Source organism: Marinomonas sp. ef1, assembly GCF_002806845.1.
GTDB classification, from domain to species: Bacteria; Pseudomonadota; Gammaproteobacteria; order Pseudomonadales; family Marinomonadaceae; genus Marinomonas; species Marinomonas polaris.
In genome coordinates this window covers 203,123-220,907 of sequence record NZ_NHTT01000002.1, presented here as the reverse complement: position 1 = coordinate 220,907, position 17,785 = coordinate 203,123, and the positions used below count along the sequence as shown (strand labels likewise).

Below are 17,785 nucleotides of genomic sequence, written 5' to 3'. Positions count from 1 at the left end.
ATATTTAGTCTCTGAAATTGGTAAATTGAACTGGCTGTGCTAAATCAGCACCGCGCAACAATGCCATCACCTCTTGAAGGTCGTCTCGTTTTTTACCTGTTACACGAAGTTGGTCACCCTGAATCTGCGCTTGAACTTTCGCTTTGCTATCTTTGATCATTTTAACGATTTTTTTCGCTTCGTCTGTTTCAAGACCTTCTTTCATTTTAACCGCTTGAGAAGCGCGCATATTTCCTTTAACGACATCTTCTTTTTCCAAACTTTTTAAATCAATGCCACGGCCAACCAATTTTTGATTTAAAATATCAGACATCTGGCGAAGTTGAGGCTCAGCCTCAGCCTCCATAACAACGCTTTTTTTGTCTTTAATTTCGTAGTGCGCTTTTACGCCTTTAAAGTCATAACGCGTTGTAATCTCTCTGTTTGCCTGATCGACTGCGTTAGTGACTTCGTGCCAATCTAACTCAGATACTACGTCAAATGATGGCATTTTCTACTCCTTTGCATTTTCAATAATGTATTTTGGGGTGATAATAACAGGGATTGAAATAAAACACCTAATGGAAACCTATTATGAAGAACACGCCTTGGTTAATCATCGGCGCTGGCGCTATCGGCCTATTTTGGGCTTGTAAGCTAGAAAAACTCGGCAATAAAGTCCATCTAGTGTATCGATCGGAGAACCCCGGTAAAAAGATCACCCTAGAATCTCTTACTGATGAAGAGGGACAACAACAAGTCAGTGTCTCTACGCATAAAATAAAAAGTTTCAAAGCGGAAGAGTTGACAGCTCAATACGATAAAGTACTGCTATGCACAAAGTCGTTTGATCTAAAAAATGCTTTCTCGCAAATTGCAAACCACGTAACAAATGATGCAAATATTGCCTGCCTATGCAATGGAATTGGGGCCCAGGAAGATCTTCAAAACATTTTATTAGACACCCAAAACCTGTGGGCAGGAACAACCAGCGAAGGTGTTTTGAAAATAGAAGCAAATCACATTAAACACACAGGCTTAGGCGACTCCTACTTTGGCCAATGGCGCATTACCTCTCCCGCGAAAGAATTCCCTATTGAAAATATGACAGTAACGAATATTCACCAAAGAATGATCGAGAAGCTCGCAGTCAATGCGGTAATTAATCCGATTACTGCTATTTTCAACATACATAATGGCGATATTCTTAATGATGAATTTAAGCCACTAATCGACGCAACACTGTCTGAATTATCGAGTGTTTTTACCCATCCAAAATTTAGTTATGCGCAAGAGAGCCAACACCTTACCCAAGAAAACCTCAAAAACAGAGTGCACACTATTGCCCAGCTCACTCGTTTAAATAGATCTTCTATGCACGAAGATATTAGATTACAGCGCCAAACTGAAAACAGCTTTATTTCAGGCTTTTTACTTGATAACAGCCCTATTGAATTGCCTGTACAGCGTTTACTTTTTGATGGCGTTGCCTATGCAGAGCAGAGAGAAGAGGTCAAAAAAAAGCTGCTAAGTCTTCCTTAGCAGCTTTTTCATCGATCAATCAAAGCTAAATTTTAGAGATCTTTTCTTTAGTAAGCAGAATTTTCTTCTCTTTATAAAGCGCACCTAATGCTTTTTTATAGGTTGCCTTACTTACTTTAAACACTGCATAAATAGCTTCTGGTGATGCCTTGTCTGTCAATGGAGACTCACCACCATGAGCATCTAAGTAATCCAGAATATCATCTAATATATTGCGTACTTTCTTGTAACCAACTTCTTGCAAGCTCAAATCAATCTTGCCGTCTTCACGCATCTGCTTGATAAAACCAACCGTTTTTTCACCCTTACGAAGCTGTCTAAAAGCATCTTCGAAAAACAGAACCCCCCAAAAGCGATTATCAATAACACACTTAAAGCCAATATTGGTTTTATCGCCGATAATAATAGAAACCTTATCGCCTACACGATAAGGTGCTTCTTCGCGGTTCAACAAAGCATCTACTTTGGTGGTTGCAACAATACGGTTTGTCGCTTGATCTAGGTAGATGAAAAGCAAATGCGTTTCACCTTCCTCTACACGGTTTTTCTGCTGACTAAAAGGCACCAATAAGTCTTTAGGTAACCCCCAATCAAAGAACGCTCCAACTTGGTTTACTGCTATTGCAGTTAACGCAGCAAACTCTCCAACTTGTGCCTTAGGAAATTCAGTGGTTGAAATTAATTTATCATCTGAATCCAAATAAACGAACACTTCTACTTCATCGTCTACCGTCACGCCTTTTGGCACGTAACGCTTAGGAAGCAAAATTTCGCCTAATTGGTCGGCGTCTAAATACACACCAAAATCTTTTTCTTTAACGACTCTTAATGTATTTAAGCGCCCAATTTGTGTAGCCATGAGTTCTCCGGCAAGCAATTTTTTTCGCACTATACGCACTTCATTCATAAGCGCAATACAGATATTTTTAAGTCACAAGTTAACCATTATCTGCTTTCATACAACCAGCAAATATAGTATCTAACTTGGACTTCCCAAGCTCTTCCATTTTTTCAATATTTTGATTCGGTATCTCAGCTGTATCACCATAGAATTCAATCGCCTTATCAACACTAGCCTCTCTTAAAAGGTGCAGCATCGGATAAGGAGAACGGTTGGTGTAATTAGATACATCATCTGGCTCTGTACCTGAAAAACAATAATCAGGATGAAAAGTCGCCAATTGATAAACCCCTTCGCAACCTTGATCAAACATAAGATTTTCAGCGGTTTCTACAAAGTCTAAATAACGATGGAAATCATTAAATAAAGTTGGAAAAATCAGTAACGTCGTTTCTGTTTCTGGATGCTCATCCAGCCACTGAACCTCTGCCATCAACTCTTCTAGCGCCACATCCATCTTTTTGGATCGCAACACCACGCAACGTACGCTGTCTCGTTCCACTTCACGTTTAGCAAAAGGACAAACATTTAACGCCACAATAAACTCTTTTACCCATGTCATTGTTTGGGTGGTGACCAATTCATCTGATAGCAGCATAACGTGTCTTCTTATAAATATTTGTTAGTATTTTAGAGCAAAGCGTACAAAGGGTCTAACTTATCAAGCCATCATCTGAGGTTTAGATTTCGAATCCTCATAAAACAAGGTATCATGCCAGACAATACAGTCCATTATAGTGGCCATACGCCCAAATTCATTATGATTTTCATAGTTAATTTATGACATTCATAGTTGGTCGTACCACTTATCCTGCTACAGAGAGTTTACATGTCATTTGCTGAATTAGATTTGGATTTCACCATAGAACAAGCCATTAGTGATCTTGGCTTTGAAGCCCCAACAGAAATCCAAGAACAAGCTATACCAATCGCCTTAGATGGTTCAGACTTACTTGCAACAGCCCCAACTGGTACAGGGAAAACCATCGCCTTTTGCGCGCCAGCTATTCAGCATATTCTTGACCGTGATGAGCAATCTACCACTGCACCAAAAGTATTGATCTTGGCGCCAAGTCGCGAGCTAGCGCGCCAAATTTTCAATGTTGTAGAACAGCTAACAAAGCATACTCGTATTCAATCTCACCTTATCATTGGTGGCACGCCATATGGGATGCAGCAACAACAATTAAGTGAACCATGTGACATTCTGGTTGCAACACCAGGTAGATTGGTTGAATTAGACGAAAAACAATGGCTTGATCTAACAGATGTGTCTTATTTCGTTATCGACGAAGCCGACCGTATGCTAGACATGGGCTTTGTAAGCGCCATTAACCACATTGCAAAAGAACTACCTAAAGAACACCAAACTTTGATGTTCTCTGCAACGCTAGAAGGCGAAAAAATGGGACGTTTTGCTAGCGCCCTATTAAATAGCGAGACGCAGCAAATTCGCCTAGGCGAATCGTCCCGCACAGTGCCAAGCCAAATTCGCCAAATAGCTTACCGTGTAGACAGCGAAGAGCACAAAGAAGCCGTACTACAACATCTATTAACGCAAGAGCGCGTTCAGCAAGCGGTGTTGTTTGTTTCTAACCGCGAGCATGTTGACATATGGGTTCAACGTATCCGTAAAATGGGCTTGATGTGTGACGGTTTGCACGGCGAAATGAAGCAAGGCGACCGCAGCGAACACATGAAGCAGATGAAGCGTGGCCGTTTGCAAGTATTGGTGGCAACCGACGTCGCCTCACGTGGTATCGACCTTCCAGAAATAAACACAGTAATCAACCTTCGTCTTCCACGTAAAGCTGACTCTTACATCCATCGTGCTGGACGTGCTTCACGCGAAGGTGAGCCGGGCGATTGCATTTCGTTGATCGATATTAACGATTTGCCGATGATTGAAAAGATTCAACGCTTTATGCAAGCCAACATTAAATTTGGCCGCATTGAAGGACTTGAAGCAAAAACAAAAGCTCGCTCACCAAGCAGCAAGAAGAAAAAGAAGAAACCAGCTCCTAGTAAAAAATAAGGCTGGTTCAGCACTATAAAAACAATAAAGGCGCTTCACTAGCGCCTTTATTGTTTCTATCTTTATGCAATTCTATCTAAAGTACAAAATTTGTACATTACTCTTAGTCGAACTTCAAAGTATGCTGTTTACGCTTAGCCTTAGTTTCTAAATAGGAACGGTTATGCTGATTCACATGCACCTTGGTCGGAACTAATTCCGCAACATCAATACCGTGCTCTATTAACTGCTGCGCTTTATCAGGATTATTTGTTAACAAACGAACTTTGGAAACCCCAAGCGCTTGCAACATTTCTGCGGCAATACCGAAATCACGACCATCGTCTGGTAGATGCAACATCTCATTGGCTTGGTAAGTGTCATAACCTTGGTCTTGCAAAGCATAGGCTTCTAGTTTTGCGTACAAACCAATGCCACGACCCTCTTGACGTAAATAAAGAATGTAACCACCTTCTTCATTAATTCGATCAATCGCTTCATCAAGCTGCTCGCCACAATCACAACGGCCAGAACCAAAGACATCACCAGTCAAACATTCTGAATGCAAGCGAACCAATGGAATGCTGTTGTCATCTTTTGCTTTTGTTCCTTCGAAAAATATCCCTATATGTTCTTTGCCAGAATCATCTCCGTTGAAGGAAATAAATTCTGCCATCACGTCGCCCGCCCTCACGGGAATCATCACTCGACGCTTAATTGTCAAATCACTCATACTACTTCTCTACTAGGGACTTTTTTACTGTAACAAGTATAACGCCCATTAATTTGGTCAAAAGCTAAAATATCAATGCTAAATAAGGAAATAAGCCTCTAAATCAAATGATCTAGCGGTAAAGAGGTTCGATTTATAATTCTGCGCAACAAGAAGCTCGAATGTACACCAGTCACACCAGGAATACGCGTCAATCTTCCCAGTAGAAACTCCTGATAGCGATCCATGTCTTCTACCACCACTTCTATCAAATAATCAGCCGATTGCCCCGTCACCAAGTTGCAGGATTTTACCTCAGGAAAAGATTCTAGCGTTTTCTCAAATACCTCAAAGCGATCTGGCGTATGACGATCCATACTAATCTGGATAAATGCAGTAAGTTTCAGGCCTAACTTACTCTGATTCAACAAGGTGACACTACGATCTATTACACCACTTTCTTCTAATGCCTTTACTCGTCGCAAGCAAGGTGATGCAGAAAGCCCAACACGATCTGCCAACTCTTGATTGGTTAAGCTAGAATCTTGCTGTAATTCTCGCAAAATATTCAAATCAATCTTATCAAAACCCATATTAATAGCTCCACACTGCTAATTATAAGAAACATTACGCAATATAATGCTATTTAGATTGATATTTCCATTAAAAAACGCAATCTTTTACTCAAAAAAATTAGTTATGATAGAAACATAGAAAATCACTTAACCAAGTGAACCAAATAACAATCTGAGCTTACCAGCTCAATTACATAAAGAAGGGAAAGATTATGACATCTTTTGACCACACAGCTTTTGACCATAAAAAATATACGCCATTCAAGCCAGTCGCCATCGAAAATCGTACTTGGCCTGACAAAACAATCACCAAAGCGCCTATTTGGTCTAGCGTTGACCTACGCGATGGCAACCAAGCATTGGTAGAGCCAATGACAGTGGAACAAAAGAAACAATTTTTCGCTCTACTAGTTGATGTTGGCTTTAAAGAAATCGAAGTCGGTTTCCCTGCGGCTTCACAATTGGATTTTGACTTTGTTCGCTGGTTGATTGAAGAAGACCAAGTGCCAGACGATGTTTACGTTCAAGTATTGACTCAAGCGCGCCCAGAATTGATTGAGCGTACTTATGAATCATTAAAAGGTGCCAAAAAAGCCATCGTTCACGTTTACAACTCAACGTCTACAACACAACGTGAGCAAGTATTCCGCATGGACATGGAAGGCATCAAGCAAATCGCGGTCAATGGCGCTAAATGTGTAAAAGAACACGCGGCGAAACATCCAGAAACAGAGTGGGTATTCCAATACTCACCAGAAAGCTTTACTGGCACAGAAATCGACTACGCCATAGAAGTTGTCAATGCCGTTACCGATGTGTGGCAACCAACTCCAAACAACAAAATTATTATCAACTTGCCTGCAACCGTAGAAGTTTCTACTCCTAACCGTTATGCAGACCAAATTGAATACTTCTGCCGCAATGTTAAACAGCGCGACAGCATGATTGTAAGTCTACACACGCACAATGACCGCGGTTGTGGTGTGGCGGCAGCAGAATTAGGCGTTATGGCTGGCGCAGACCGTATCGAAGGCACATTGCTAGGTAACGGCGAGCGTACAGGCAACATGGACGTAGTCACTATGGCTATGAACATTTACAGCCAAGGTATTGATCCAGAGTTGGCGTTGGGCGATATGGACCGCATCATAAGTGTTGTTCAAGCTTGCACCTTGTTACAAGTTCACCCGCGTCATCCATACGCAGGCGAATTGGTGTTCACCGCCTTCTCTGGCTCTCATCAAGATGCGATTAAGAAATGTTTGGCTAACCAGACAGACGACAAACCTTGGGATGTGGCGTACTTGCCAATCGACCCTCGCGATGTCGGCCGCAGCTATCAAGAAGTCATTCGTGTGAACAGCCAATCAGGTAAAGGCGGTGTCGCTTATACTCTTGAACAAGAATACGGTTTGGCTTTGCCACGCTGGTTGCAAGTAGAATTCAGCCCAATCGTTCAACGGTTTGCAGAGAAAGATGGCGGCGTTGTAGATGCCGAATCAATGAGAAACTTGTTTGAAAGTAGCTTTATGACGGGCACTACACCATACAAGTTGGGCAAATACGATCTTGCAAAAGACGATGTTGATACAGTTCATGCCGAACTTATTAGTAACAACTCTAGCGTCAAGATTGCCGGTAACGGTAATGGTGCGCTGTCTGCTTTCAGCGAAGCTCTAGGTAAACATTTCAATATGCGTGTTGATATCATCCAATATCAAGAACACGCCTTGACAGTCGGCAGCGACTCACAAGCCATTGCCTATGTTCAAGCTAATATTGACGGTGACCGTTACAACGGTGTCGCCATTGATAACGATATTGTGTCTGCTTCCATCCAAGCTTTATTGGCAACGGTGAATCAAAAAATTACCGCAAACCAAAATTCCGCTGTTGCGTAATTAATAATTTTCTGCGGATAGAATGAAACAAAAAAGCCGAAAATCAAATCGATTTTCGGCTTTTTTATGTGTGGTTTTTGCGCTACTAAGTTTTAGTTTTGTTCACAGCACTACAGTGGATGGTAAATCACTTTATTTCGGCCTGTATCTTTCGCTTCATATAATGATTGATCTGCTCGTTTCAATAGTGCAACTTTATCTTCTAGTTTACCTGCATACATAGTCACACCGATACTGGCTGTAATAGGGATTTCAGCACTTTCATGCACCACCGGATGCTCGGCAACGATCTTACGATAACGATCAAATACCTTGAAAACATCTTCTTCTTTAACATTATGTAGAATAATACCGAACTCTTCTCCTCCCAAACGGCCAATAATATCACTGTCTCTTAGGGCTATTTTGATTCGCTTTGACACTTCAGCCAAAACAGCATCCCCAGCATCATGCCCAAAAGTATCATTGACGACTTTAAATTTATCAAGATCAAACATGGCTAATGCCATAGGTACACCATAACGACGAGTAAAAGACATCTCTCTGTCTAGCATAAGCTCAAAAGAACGACGATTAGCAACACCAGTTAGATGATCGGTTGATGCTAACTGCTCAAGAGCAAGATTTGAATCAACAAGGCGACGCCTCATATCTGCAATGCGTTGCATAGCCAACATTTTTGCCGACAGAACTTTTTGGCTGATTGGCTTCATAAGATAATCATCGCCGCCGGCTAAAATAGCCCCTTCTATATCATCATCTTCTGCACTAGCGCTTAAAAAGATAACTGGCAACCACTCTTGATTTTGTTGCTGTTGTATTTTACGAATAGATCTAACGGCATCAAAGCCATTGATATAGGGCATTTGGACATCCATTAAAATAAGATCCAAATCCTGAGAATGCTCCAGAAACTGATCTATAGCTTCCTGCCCGTTACTGGCCTCTAAAGTTGTATAACCTAGCTTTGACAAGTGAAGCTTCAGCAACAAACGGTCCGTGTTGGTATCATCTACCACTAACACTTTCATTGGCATTACAGCATACCCTGAAGTTTATTTTTCACATTCTGATACATTGATAGAATCTCTTGCAGTTTAGCCTTTAGATCCGGCACATCACCCTGACGGCTTTCATGCTCAAGTTGCGCAGCCATTGAAGACATTGTCATTGCACCAACATTTTGGCTGACAGATTTCAAGCTATGAGCAAGACGAGAAACCGCTACGTAATCGATATCACTCTCTTCACTCAACATCTTGTCAAATGATGCCATGATGCTTTTTGCGTCATCAAAAAAGGCATCAATCAACAAGGTAAAATCACTTCCCAACAAAACTTTTAATTCATTCAAAACAGATTCATCAATTACAATATCCGACTTCACATCAAAAACAGAATCAGCCGCTTGCATAGTTTTGTCTAGAGTGTCATCTTTTGATTGATGACTATGAGGCAACCACTCATCCAACATACTTATAAACTCCTTTTGCTTAAAAGGCTTTGGCACTAAACCATCACCACCAGCACGCAGCACTTCCGATAATGTTTCAGCCATGAGATCAGCCGTTAATGCAATAATAGGCACGCGTTTATGCTGACTGTATTTTTCGGCTTGTCTAATACGACGCATAGCCGATAATCCATCCATTACTGGCATGTGTAAATCCATAAAAATAAGGTCTGGCTGATGGGCACCCCACATTTCTACGCCAATCGAGCCGTTTTCAGCACCAATAACATCAAAACCCATTCTCGTTAAAATTCCCTGCGCTACTGCCATATTGGCTTTCATATCTTCAACAACTAAAATGAGCCCCCTCTTATTTCCATTATCACTAACATCTGATACTTCATCATCACTGCTATCTGCGTATGAAAGTTGATGCCCAAGCACATTATCAGACAATGCCGTAATCAGACCTCTCTTCAAGGCCAAAGCACTCATGGGTTTAGCAATACACATATTAACGCCAGCAGCAGCCAACTCACTTTGAGTTAGCTCACCGGCAGAAGAAGTCATCAAAATTATAGGTTGATACAAAGAGCCGCTCATTTCTCGAATCGCTGTAGAAAGCATCAAACCATCTAACTCTGGCATCATGTAATCTATAACCACCAGCTGATACGGCACATTTTTATCCATCGATTGCCTAATGAGACTTAAAGCATCCACAGGGCTTAGCTCTGTATCTGCATAGATATCGCACGACTTCAGCTGATTTTTAAGTATGGCTAAGTTGGTTTCATTATCGTCAACGACTAAGGTTTTCTTACCAAGTAATAGATTTTCATCAACCACAGTTTCGATGTGAGACATTGCATGACTTTCTGATAGTGCAAATGACACCGTAAAAACAGATCCGACATCCAATTTACTCGACAAAGAAATATTGCCATCCATTAAACCAACCAATTGTTTCGTAATCGCCAAACCTAAACCGGTTCCACCAAACTTACGTGTTGTTGAACTATCTGCTTGCACAAAAGCACTAAACAATTGCGGCTGCACATGATCTGCAATGCCCACTCCAGTATCAGCAATACTCAGAGTGATGGCGGCTACCCCTTGTTGATCAACGGCACCTTTCGCGGATACCAATACATGGCCCGAGTTGGTGAACTTAATCGCATTACTAATAAGATTAGTTAACACTTGCTTAATACGAAACACATCGCCCACCAAAAAGCGTGGACAAGATTCATCATATTCCACCAATAAATCGATGCCTTTTTCTTCCGCCTTCATCAGCAATAAGCGCACAACATCATAAATGGCTTTTTCTAAATTGAAATCAACACGTTCGATAGAAAGATGACCCGCCTCTATTTTGGAAAAATCCAACAAGTCATTAATTAAACCCAAAAGCCCCTCGCCGGACTCTTTCAGTATGCGCAATTGCTCCTTTTGCTCTGCGTTTAACCTACTACCAGAAAGTAATTCAGCCATACCTAATACACCATTTAAGGGTGTTCTGATTTCATGACTCATGGTAGCAAGAAAATTGCTTTTTGCCTTACTGGCTGCAACCGCTTGATCGCTCGCTTCCCGTAAAAGCACTTCTGTTTCTTTTCTAGAAGTAATATCCATGTTCACACCAATAAGATGTGATGCATGGCCTTTTTTATCAAATACAATGGCAGCATTGGATTTCAAATAACGAACCTGCCCATCTTTTCGCATGATCCTAAAATCAAAATCTAAATCTTTAGAAATATGGGAAGCATCCTCTTTACTGGTAAAATACGCTCCGCTTTCTTCTAATCCAGCAAACACATCTCTTAATCTGACTTTATCTTCCGGATAAACACAATCATCCCAAACTAGAAGTGGCTGAGCTCGCTCACCTATAGAAAAGCCATAAAGTCGATACATCCAGTCATCCCAATGCAAAGTACTTTCTTGCAGATCGAATTCCCAGACTCCTATGCCAGCAGCATCCGCTGCTATAGATAAACGCAAATTGGTATCTATCATTTTCTGCTCAACTTCTAGACGCTCTGTCACATCACGAATATGGGCGATATAGCCGCCGAGGCTTCCGTCAGCATTTCGAATCATGCTACCAATCGTTTCGGTATGAAAAATCTTACCCTGTTTATTTTTATAGCTCACACGATAACGATTTAAAACATCTTCTACATCATCTTTATACGCTTGGCCTTGCCGAATAAAATCGCTTTCATCCGCATACAAAACTTGGGTAGTTTTACCTCGTAAATCATCAAGGCTATAACCAAACAGCTCAGTGAAAGCTGGATTTAACATTTTTATTTCACGATTTCGTCCGACAAGCACGATCGCCTCTGGCGCATTTTCAAAAAGCGACTCAAAGAATATTTTTTGCTCGCGCAGATCATTCTCATATTGAGCCTGTACAGATCTATCGTAGGCAAGAGTCATCTCATTACCAACCCACTGAGCAAGCAATTTCATTACTTCATAATCATCATCACCAAAAGGCTGATTCTTCGGGTTTGGACTAGAAAAATTGAGTGTTCCCCAGCGCTTACCACTGACATAGATAACAATGCCAATGTAAGCTTCTAATCCAAAGCCCTTATAACAAGGATGTTCTTTAATATCGCTAATCGCTGTGTGAAAGAAGGACGTTGGCAAATCACTGTTGAGAGTATGTACGCAATAAGTATTACCTAACTCAAACACAGCCCCAGGAAGCACTTCTCCGTTTGGAGTATGACTGTATTCCACTTGATAAATATCGCCGTTAATTGAGCTGATAAGCCCAATCGGTAAGGCAAAATGTTCGACGCCAACTTGTAGAATTTTTTGCAGTTTTTCATCTAATGATAAATCTGAATTGGCCGTCACTTCATGCAAGTTCTTTAACGTTTTCAACGTTCGTTTTTGTGCAGTTGCACCATCACCAATTGATATAGGTTTTCCATCTACATGCGGCAGTGAAGATAATTGCACTGGAGATGAGGCCATTAAAGTTGAAAAAAGACCTACCAAGGAATCAATATGCTCTTCCAGCAACTCATTATTTAGCAAACAAGGAGTATCGCTTAAGGCAATAAATCGAGCATCATAAATACTTAAAGGCTCGACAATACAACTAGCAATATTGGGTAAGTCAGAAAACAAAACATGTGCCGAAGGTGTGTTTTTTATATCGGAGTATCGAGAGGAAGGAAAAGTATTAAAGCGAGATAACTTGACTGAAAAAATTTTCTGATGAAGGCCATCGACTTCACCAGATAAAACCACACGACCATCTTTAAAAAGTAAACCAGCACAAGACATACCTAAAAGAGACCTAGCTACTTTTAAAGCAGCCTCAAATTGACCCATTCACTTCCCCTTGGCTTATTGCATGTCAAACGCAATCAGAAAAACTAATTAAGCACCACCCTACTTATAAAACATATCAGAAAATCAGGATTTTGCTAGGCAAAAGATAGAAATACTATGGCAGTAACTTATCGATCAGAACACAATCCTTAGTATCATTACGGCTGGCTTTGACTTTATCTAATACTTTTTGCGCGACGTCTTTTTGGCGTTCTGAAACATATTTAGAATCAACTGTCTTTTGAACGTTGCTCAAGTAAGCATCTAACTTTGGCGTGCAATAATCGTCAAATGCCAAGGCGCTAGTTGAAGTAAGTAATACAGAGATCCCCACCAAGCCAACAGAGAGTGAAGTTTTGAACAACATAATATTTTCCTAAACAGTCTATTTAATTAGGAAAAATTAGACCATAGACGAAGCTAAAGTGAAACCTTAAGCTGAGCCGAAATCACTCATTTACATGTTTAAATCATCAAGTCGTTGTAACACCTTGTTACGAACATTAAGCAAAAGCACTTAGCAACTTCCATCTCAATGCCGCAACAAGATAAGGTCATTTATATCGAAATAATCTGATGACAAGTTTTTTGAACCAATGCAGCATCATGACTAACCAACAGCACCGCGCAGCCTGCTTCACAGGCCAACTCGACTAATAAGGCCGTCACCTCTTTGGCAGTGATTGGATCAAGCCGAGAAGTCGGCTCATCAGCGAATAAAAACACTGGATCCAATAACAAGGCCCGCAATATAGCAAAGCGTTGTAATTCACCACCAGAAACCGCTAGGCAATTACGCTCGAGAATCCCTTGCGGCAATCTCAAACGAGCCATTAACGGTGCAATACGAGCTTTATCAAGACCGTGCAAAAGTATCAAATCATCAAGTAACTGACCGAGAGACACACTTGACGAAAACGCCGACGGCGGATCTTGATACAGTTTTAACCATTGGTGCGGCTTGGCGGCCTGGTTCAAACGAACAATGCTACCAGCAGAAATCGACAACAGATTCAGCAAGGCATCCCCAAGCGACGATTTACCACAACCACTATCACCGACAATGCCAACCACCTCACCTTGCTTGATAGTAAAAGACAGTCCATCAAACAAAACTCGTCCACCTCGTTCTAACGTTAGCTTGTCTGCAACAAGAATACTCTCGGCGCGGTCTTGTCTAGACGTCGGTGCCATGTCAGACCAAGCGCTAGGCTCGGCAGCTATCAACTCGCGCGTATAATCGTCTTTTGGATAATCAAGCACTTGAGTTGCCTCACCTTGCTCAACCAAGCGACCTTCTTTCATCACTAATAGCAAACCACCCAACTGACGAGCAACTGCTACGTCGTGGGTAATCGTCAGTAAACTGCCCAAGTTTGAACGAGCTTGAAGTAACTGCACAATGCCATCACGACGTGATACATCCAGTCCTTTAGTTGGTTCATCCGCCAATATCACATGAGCCCCACCCGCTGTAGCGGCGGTAATCGCAAGGCGTTGTGCCATACCGCCAGACAGTTCATCTGGTCGTTTATGTCCGCTACCTGCCAAGCCAACTTGACGTAAATCATCTTCAGCAATCGTAAGAGACTCTTGGCTACTCTTCTCACGTACGAATTGATACACCTCTTTTACCTGATCAACACCCTTCATTAAAGGATCAAGGGAGTGCCAAGGCTCCTGTGGCAACATTACTAGCTCTCGCCCCCACAAAGCCTGACGTTCATCAATTGTCATAGCTTTGCCAAACACTTCTACGTCACCAGACATACTTAAATCGTCTGATAATAATCCCATAATGGCTTGTGCCAACAAACTTTTACCAGAACCAGTTTCACCCAATATAGTTAATGGCTGCCCTTGTTTTAACTCCAAAGAAATAGGCTCTAACAGACATGTCTCACCCACATAAACCGCTACATTGGTCAATTTCAGCAATACGCTCATGCTCGTTTCCCTGCCAATAAATGAAATGCAAATACCATTAAGGCAATAACCACCAAAGGTTGAGCCAATAACCAAGGCGCATCACTGTAATACGGGAACAACTCGACCGTCATCAAACCAAGCTCGGCAAGCGGTGGCTGAATACCTACGTAAACAAAACCAAGGGATGCCATGGTTAAAATAGCGTTCGCGCCGCCAAATGCTGCCAAGGTAAAAACCGAAGGCGAAATAGCAGGCCAAATATGACGTTTAAATTGATACCAATGACCAAAGCCCATCATCTGAGAAGACTGTCTTGCAGGACTTTGAATCACGCCCTGCGTTACCGCACGCACAACACGAAAATATTCCACCCACTGCACCAAAGAAATAGCCAAATACAGCACCCAAAAAGACCCCGGCGCAATGGCAGCAAATAACAGCACCACTACCAAACCAGGTAAAGCGAGTAAAATATTCACTACGATACCCAAGACATTATCGACCTTCTTTCCACCCCAAACGGCCCACACGCCAAATGCCGTTCCCACCAATGACGATGTCAACATACACAAAAGACTTAGCGCAAATGACAAGCCCACAGCATGTGCCATACGCGTTAACATACTACGGCCAAAATGATCTGTACCAAGCCAATTGGCCGCAGAAGGCACTTCTAAAATGGCATCCAAATTTTGCTCTGACATGCTATGAGGCGAAAACAAAATACCCAATAAAGAAAATGCCATAAGACCAAGTAAAATAGTCAAACCTGACCATTGTGAACGTGTCATTTTCATAGTGCTTTCGCTCCTCTTGGATCAATCCAAAGACAAATAATATCCACTAAGGTATTGAGCAAAACAAAGAGTATCCCCATCACTAAAGCCGCGCCTTGAATCACCGGAATATCGCGGGCAAAAATTGCATGAGCCAAACCATGGCCAATTCCTGGCCACGAAAATAACGACTCGATCATCACAATCCCTTCAATCATACTTACTAACTGAATACCGAAAAATGCCACTACTGGCACCGCAATATTCCGCACACCATGTTGCCGAAACGTTTGCCAAGCAGATAACCCCTTCACTCTAGAAAATTGATAAAACGCAGCCTGAAAAGTTCGCTTAGCTGAATCTCTTACCACTCGGTTGGATACCGCCGCTAAGCTCAACGCCAAGGTGATAGCCGGCAAGACCAAATGCGCTGACGTGCCAAATCCAGCAACCGGAAACCAGTTCCAATGCAGAGCAAATAGCAATATAAACAACACGCCCAAGACAAACACTGGCATAGCACGAATCACACTGGACAGTCCCATCAGCACAGAATCCAAAGGATTACCTCGCCACGCACTCAGCAAACCCAATGGCACTGCGATCAACACAGACAGCATAAGTCCTGCAACGGCTAGTAACAGCGAATGACCTAACATATGTTCAAGCGCATCCGTGACGGGCAAACCACTAACTAACGAGTCTCCTAATTTGAATTGCAGAAGATCCGTTAACCAATGCCAATAGGCGGTTAAAGCTCCTTGATCTAACTTCAATTCTTCGCGCACCAAAACAGCGGCATGAGAATCAACATTGTCCTGACCGTAACGACTAGCAGCAATTCGATACGCCATATCGCCAGGCAGAGAACGCATCAAGATAAAAGTTAAGGTGCCTACACCCCATACCACAGTAATCAATTGAAGTGCTCTTTTTAACAGCATTGCCTTCATGGTTTTACGAACTCCATTTCATTCAAATAAAAGCTGCGCTCAAAAGGATCAAAACGGAAACCTTTAATTCGCGTATTAACAGACGTTTGCTGAACATAAGAAGAAACAGGGATCATAGGACGCTCGTCATAAATGATCTGCGCACTGCGCTGGGAAATTTCTTTGTATTTAACAGGATCGGAGGTTTGTTCTAATGCCAACAAATCAGCACTTAAAGCGCTATTATTCCAATTCATCGCACCCCAATCGCCACCGCCATTGGAACCAAAATCAGACAACATCACCCCTAATGGATCCGCGATGAAACCATAATTACGTGCAATCAACGCGACGTCTAACGAACCATCTTGATGCCCCATTGGAATGGCGCTGGAATTCGTCACTTCCACTTTTGTGGTAATACCGATGGCTTGCCACTGAGCCTGAATAGCTGTCGCCACTGTGGTTAACTCTGGTCGATCCGCATAAGTAATAAGTGTCAATTCAAACAACTCGCCGTTTCTCTCTAGCAGTCCTTGTGAGTTTTTCTTCCATCCCAAAGATGCCAACAAGGATTCAGGCGTACCAGCTGCCGCTTCGGTTTCAGAAGAGACATTCTGCAAATACCAGTTAGACATAGACGCTGGTAATAATTGCTCAGTTTCTGAACCTGGAATTCGCAGAACACCTTTGGCGATACCCTGTCTATCAATGGCTAAGCTCAAGGCTTTACGGGCTCGCACATCGTCTAAAAAACGATGACCGCTGTTTAACTTCAAAACAATAGTTCTAGGAATAGGGTTCGAATATAGATTTAAAGCGTCTACCCGTTGTAGCGAAGGCAAACTGGCAGGATCTAAGCCAAACACAATATCTACTTGGCCACTTCTTGCTTGTAACACACGACTTTCGGCGCGATGCCCCGTTAAGTAACTCGCATAAGGAATATTGGCTTTCTTCCCCCAATACTCATCAAATTTCTCAACAACAAGCTTGTGCGGCGGCGCAAATTGAAAAACCTTATAGGGCCCAGTACCAGTTAATGCCAACACTTCTTTATCTTTGTCATAAGCTGCTGGAGATAAAATACCATTGGCATAATTCGCCAACACCGCACCCAACAAGGTATATGGACGAGATAAAGAAATAACGACGGAATGATCTCCAGCCGCTTGGATACTTTCAATTGGCGCATTACGTAATGCGCCATGCTTAGATTGAGCAATCAAAAGGCTATTCACTACCGCATCGGTGTTCATCAAAACGCCATCGTGAAAATAAACACCATCACGTAAGTCAAACGTCCAAGTTTTCGCGTCTTCACTAATATGCCAATCCTTAGCCAAAGCTGGAATAAGCAATCCCTTTTCATCCACATCCAAAAGTGTTTCTAGAACTTGCATTCGACTAAAGACAAAACCATTTTTTGCAGGATCTAAGCTGGTAAATTCAAAAGCCGCGCTAACAGACACTGTATTAGATGATGTTGGCCCTGAACAAGCCGTTATCACCAACAGACCACTCAATATTGAGACGCAAAAAAATATTCGTTTAAAAAAAGGCATTACTCTCATGTCCATATTATCCATAACAACAAAATAAAAAGTTATGATATAACATATTAAACGATTCTGACAATCATTTGAGAACACCTTGTATCAAAGTCTAAAATTTGATCATAACTGATATAAATAACCCATCTAATTGA

General features: G+C 41.9%; 15 protein-coding genes. 3 read left to right on the top strand and 12 right to left on the bottom strand.

Going from position 1 to position 17,785, the window contains the following annotated elements:
* Positions 1–4: 4 nt before the first annotated feature.
* On the bottom strand, positions 5–490 hold the full coding sequence (locus CCS02_RS03435) for a YajQ family cyclic di-GMP-binding protein (protein WP_072839214.1): 486 nt from the start codon (positions 488–490) through the stop codon (positions 5–7).
* Positions 491–573: 83 nt separating this feature from the next.
* Here CCS02_RS03435 and CCS02_RS03430 point away from each other — a divergent pair, with 83 nt between their 5' ends.
* On the top strand, positions 574–1,521 hold the full coding sequence (locus tag CCS02_RS03430) for a ketopantoate reductase family protein (RefSeq protein ID WP_100635808.1): 948 nt from the start codon (positions 574–576) through the stop codon (positions 1,519–1,521).
* Positions 1,522–1,546: 25 nt separating this feature from the next.
* On the opposite strand, the gene CCS02_RS03425 is transcribed toward CCS02_RS03430, so the two are convergent.
* Positions 1,547–2,380, bottom strand: a complete 834-nt coding sequence (locus tag CCS02_RS03425; protein WP_072839270.1) for a CvfB family protein — start codon at positions 2,378–2,380, stop codon at positions 1,547–1,549.
* A gap of 79 nt (positions 2,381–2,459) precedes the next feature.
* A complete protein-coding gene (locus CCS02_RS03420; protein WP_100187702.1) occupies positions 2,460–3,020 on the bottom strand; it encodes a DUF1415 domain-containing protein in 561 nt (186 codons plus the stop codon).
* Between the two features lie 231 nt (positions 3,021–3,251).
* Between CCS02_RS03420 and CCS02_RS03415 the strand changes: the two genes are divergently transcribed.
* Positions 3,252–4,457 carry a DEAD/DEAH box helicase gene (locus CCS02_RS03415; RefSeq protein ID WP_100187703.1) on the top strand — a complete coding sequence of 402 codons (1,206 nt, stop codon included), beginning with the start codon at positions 3,252–3,254 and terminating at the stop codon, positions 4,455–4,457.
* A 103-nt stretch (positions 4,458–4,560) separates the two neighbouring features.
* Here CCS02_RS03415 and ribA read toward each other — a convergent pair whose 3' ends face one another.
* Positions 4,561–5,169 carry a GTP cyclohydrolase II gene (ribA, locus tag CCS02_RS03410; RefSeq protein ID WP_100187704.1) on the bottom strand — a complete coding sequence of 203 codons (609 nt, stop codon included), beginning with the start codon at positions 5,167–5,169 and terminating at the stop codon, positions 4,561–4,563.
* Between the two features lie 98 nt (positions 5,170–5,267).
* A complete protein-coding gene (locus CCS02_RS03405) occupies positions 5,268–5,741 on the bottom strand; it encodes an Lrp/AsnC family transcriptional regulator (protein ID WP_100187705.1) in 474 nt (157 codons plus the stop codon).
* A gap of 194 nt (positions 5,742–5,935) precedes the next feature.
* Here CCS02_RS03405 and leuA point away from each other — a divergent pair, with 194 nt between their 5' ends.
* Complete coding sequence (leuA, locus tag CCS02_RS03400) at positions 5,936–7,624, top strand: 2-isopropylmalate synthase (protein ID WP_100635807.1); 1,689 nt, start codon at positions 5,936–5,938, stop codon at positions 7,622–7,624.
* A gap of 110 nt (positions 7,625–7,734) precedes the next feature.
* Here the strand turns inward: leuA and CCS02_RS03395 are convergent, their stop codons facing one another.
* From CCS02_RS03395 to CCS02_RS03365, 7 genes are all read right to left on the bottom strand, one after another.
* Positions 7,735–8,661: a GGDEF domain-containing response regulator gene (locus tag CCS02_RS03395; protein ID WP_100635805.1), complete on the bottom strand. Its 927-nt coding sequence runs from the start codon at positions 8,659–8,661 to the stop codon at positions 7,735–7,737.
* Positions 8,661–12,440, bottom strand: a complete 3,780-nt coding sequence (locus CCS02_RS03390) for a response regulator (protein ID WP_100635803.1) — start codon at positions 12,438–12,440, stop codon at positions 8,661–8,663. The genes CCS02_RS03395 and CCS02_RS03390 overlap by 1 nt, the downstream gene beginning before the upstream one ends.
* Positions 12,441–12,555: 115 nt before the next feature.
* Positions 12,556–12,807: a hypothetical protein gene (locus CCS02_RS03385; protein ID WP_100635801.1), complete on the bottom strand. Its 252-nt coding sequence runs from the start codon at positions 12,805–12,807 to the stop codon at positions 12,556–12,558.
* A gap of 191 nt (positions 12,808–12,998) precedes the next feature.
* Positions 12,999–14,387: an ABC transporter ATP-binding protein gene (locus CCS02_RS03380; protein WP_100635800.1), complete on the bottom strand. Its 1,389-nt coding sequence runs from the start codon at positions 14,385–14,387 to the stop codon at positions 12,999–13,001.
* A complete protein-coding gene (locus tag CCS02_RS03375) occupies positions 14,384–15,166 on the bottom strand; it encodes an ABC transporter permease (RefSeq protein ID WP_100635798.1) in 783 nt (260 codons plus the stop codon). Before CCS02_RS03375 ends, CCS02_RS03380 begins: the two co-directional genes overlap by 4 nt.
* Positions 15,163–16,098, bottom strand: coding sequence for an ABC transporter permease (locus CCS02_RS03370; protein WP_100635796.1), 936 nt, complete (start codon positions 16,096–16,098; stop codon positions 15,163–15,165). The genes CCS02_RS03375 and CCS02_RS03370 overlap by 4 nt, the downstream gene beginning before the upstream one ends.
* Positions 16,095–17,642: an ABC transporter substrate-binding protein gene (locus tag CCS02_RS03365; protein WP_232728809.1), complete on the bottom strand. Its 1,548-nt coding sequence runs from the start codon at positions 17,640–17,642 to the stop codon at positions 16,095–16,097. Before CCS02_RS03365 ends, CCS02_RS03370 begins: the two co-directional genes overlap by 4 nt.
* Positions 17,643–17,785 lie beyond the last annotated feature (143 nt).

What these genes read in the sequence shown, in the direction of transcription:
- CCS02_RS03435 (WP_072839214.1), bottom strand. Translation starts at nt 490, where the DNA reads ATGCCATCATTTGACGTAGTATCTGAGTTAGATTGGCACGAAGTCACT.
- CCS02_RS03430 (WP_100635808.1), top strand. Translation starts at nt 574, where the DNA reads ATGAAGAACACGCCTTGGTTAATCATCGGCGCTGGCGCTATCGGCCTA.
- CCS02_RS03425 (WP_072839270.1), bottom strand. Translation starts at nt 2,380, where the DNA reads ATGGCTACACAAATTGGGCGCTTAAATACATTAAGAGTCGTTAAAGAA.
- CCS02_RS03420 (WP_100187702.1), bottom strand. Translation starts at nt 3,020, where the DNA reads ATGCTGCTATCAGATGAATTGGTCACCACCCAAACAATGACATGGGTA.
- CCS02_RS03415 (WP_100187703.1), top strand. Translation starts at nt 3,252, where the DNA reads ATGTCATTTGCTGAATTAGATTTGGATTTCACCATAGAACAAGCCATT.
- ribA (WP_100187704.1), bottom strand. Translation starts at nt 5,169, where the DNA reads ATGAGTGATTTGACAATTAAGCGTCGAGTGATGATTCCCGTGAGGGCG.
- CCS02_RS03405 (WP_100187705.1), bottom strand. Translation starts at nt 5,741, where the DNA reads ATGGGTTTTGATAAGATTGATTTGAATATTTTGCGAGAATTACAGCAA.
- leuA (WP_100635807.1), top strand. Translation starts at nt 5,936, where the DNA reads ATGACATCTTTTGACCACACAGCTTTTGACCATAAAAAATATACGCCA.
- CCS02_RS03395 (WP_100635805.1), bottom strand. Translation starts at nt 8,661, where the DNA reads ATGCCAATGAAAGTGTTAGTGGTAGATGATACCAACACGGACCGTTTG.
- CCS02_RS03390 (WP_100635803.1), bottom strand. Translation starts at nt 12,440, where the DNA reads ATGGGTCAATTTGAGGCTGCTTTAAAAGTAGCTAGGTCTCTTTTAGGT.
- CCS02_RS03385 (WP_100635801.1), bottom strand. Translation starts at nt 12,807, where the DNA reads ATGTTGTTCAAAACTTCACTCTCTGTTGGCTTGGTGGGGATCTCTGTA.
- CCS02_RS03380 (WP_100635800.1), bottom strand. Translation starts at nt 14,387, where the DNA reads ATGAGCGTATTGCTGAAATTGACCAATGTAGCGGTTTATGTGGGTGAG.
- CCS02_RS03375 (WP_100635798.1), bottom strand. Translation starts at nt 15,166, where the DNA reads ATGAAAATGACACGTTCACAATGGTCAGGTTTGACTATTTTACTTGGT.
- CCS02_RS03370 (WP_100635796.1), bottom strand. Translation starts at nt 16,098, where the DNA reads ATGAAGGCAATGCTGTTAAAAAGAGCACTTCAATTGATTACTGTGGTA.
- CCS02_RS03365 (WP_232728809.1), bottom strand. Translation starts at nt 17,642, where the DNA reads ATGCCTTTTTTTAAACGAATATTTTTTTGCGTCTCAATATTGAGTGGT.